This window comes from Limosilactobacillus mucosae (genome assembly GCF_046939755.1).
In the GTDB taxonomy this organism is placed as follows: domain Bacteria; phylum Bacillota; class Bacilli; order Lactobacillales; family Lactobacillaceae; genus Limosilactobacillus; species Limosilactobacillus mucosae_A.
In genome coordinates this window covers 1-1,829 of record NZ_JBKZAY010000060.1, presented here as the reverse complement: position 1 = coordinate 1,829, position 1,829 = coordinate 1, and the positions used below count along the sequence as shown (strand labels likewise).

Below are 1,829 nucleotides of genomic sequence, written 5' to 3'. Positions count from 1 at the left end.
TGATTTTAATCCAAATCACGGCATGCTGAGCGAAGGTGGAAAGTGGCTGCGAGCATTGATTGCGCGGTTGCCAAATAAACATTTTTCGCGATGCGATGTCGCCTTCGACATCTTCAATTTGGATCAAGTGAAGCAGTATCAGTTCTGGCAGTTTGGGATCACCAAAAAGGTTTTTTATGGCATGGATGGGGAGATTGAAACCACGTATTATGGCTCGTCTGCATCAGAAAAGCAGGTCAGATTTTATAACAAAAAGAAGGAACAGGAGGCACGGCATGGGGCCCTTGCCAATGTCGATTCGTGGTGGCGATTTGAGCTTCAATTACGGGGATCCAAGGCTAAAAATTATCCAGCGATCGTTAAAGAAGCCTTGGAAAAATTCTATTTTCCTGATTACAGAAGTCTTCCCAGTCCAAGACAACAAGCCATTGTTTTTTCCATGATGATGGATCAAACCATCTATGCAAATGCTCCAAGAGCAACGAAGCACAGATGGCGAGAATTACTCAGAAGTTGCACCCATCAAAATGAAATTTCACAAGCGATGGCTCGGAGTTTTGTCAGAGATTTTGACAAACTTGAAGGCGAGCTTCAAGCCATCATGAATAGATTTGATGTGCAAAATGTTGAGGTCATGGACGAAAAAACTTTTGAGAAAACGACCAAATGAGCCTGGCGTGTCATGTAATTTATCAAGTGACAAGGCGTAACAACCACGTCACATCAGCGTATCAATAGCCTATACAGGCGAGAAAATTGGCACTACTGCCCGGATCCCCGCCACTGGTGGGCCGCCGACTTGTCGGTGGTAGATCCCCCTTATGCTCTTTTACTCCAAAAATAATCATGGAAGGAGATTTTTATGATGTCTCAAAAAAATCTTGAACAAGTACTGCAAGAATTTGGCTTGGCTTTTGATGATCAAGCCAAACTTGCTGATGTAAAACATGAAGCCTTGGTAGCCATCTTGGAGAGCCAAGGCATCACTGATGTTGATGAGCTTGTGCAGTGGCTCTCACAAAGCAAGCATCTGCTTTAAGGCGCAAGGCAGACAGCCCCCGTGATAAACTTCGAAGGCGGTGGTGAGGTACTCACCTCCGACAAAGAAGTGGGGCACACGGGGGCGAGTATCTGCCTGAGCATTAAATCAGCAGATGTGAGCTTCAAAAAAAATAGCTCGGCAGAATTTTTGAGTGGTGGGCAAAAAATAGCCGGCTCCATCTAACAGCCGGCTAAAGGTATCAAAAACGGAACCTAGCTCACAAAAAGTAAGTGAATTTAGGGGTTGGATCCCATCTTCATCATGGTATAATTTTTGATAAGGAATTAATAAAAAAGACAAAAAGAAAACCACGTGCCGTTTCAAGTTTTGGCCGACAAGAAACACGTGGTTGGAACTCTTTTTTATTACATGAATATTGTAGGTGATCCAGATCAAACAGTCAATGTTTTGATTTAGGAACTGCAATTTTTTGTAATAGAAATTGACAAGCTCCAACCTTTGCATGTGGTGCAAGGGAAGGGGCTTTTAAAATGCAAAAAAACGAATTGATGCCAAGTCATTCAGCTGAGTTGATGGGGTTGGAAGATCACATCAAGGTGTCCATTGACCGGCTGACCATCGTGGCTGATTACAAGGAAGCAAGCCTTGATAAGGATCTGCGAGAATGGCTTCAGAAGCCGTTTATCGAGCTGTCTGGGGAAGGTGTACAGGTGATTGATAACAGTCGCTGTTACTTTGATGATTTCGGCCATAGGCATGGTTATGTGGCCCCAGAGCAGGTGGCCTTCATTCATTCACCAAGGTATTTGAAGGACTCCATCAGAAT

Annotated in this window: 3 protein-coding genes; all 3 read left to right on the top strand. The window is 43.9% G+C overall.

What is annotated here, in order from left to right; genetic code table 11:
• Positions 1 to 670 (top strand): replication initiation factor domain-containing protein (locus ACLUWI_RS10045; protein ID WP_412147210.1); only part of this gene is annotated, 670 nt, incomplete at its 5' end.
• 195 nt (positions 671 to 865) lie between these two features.
• Complete coding sequence (locus ACLUWI_RS10040) at positions 866 to 1,039, top strand: hypothetical protein (RefSeq protein ID WP_412147209.1); 174 nt, start codon at positions 866 to 868, stop codon at positions 1,037 to 1,039.
• Between the two features lie 494 nt (positions 1,040 to 1,533).
• Positions 1,534 to 1,829, top strand: a 296-nt coding sequence (locus ACLUWI_RS10035) for a hypothetical protein (RefSeq protein WP_412147208.1), incomplete at its 3' end; no start/stop codon positions are given.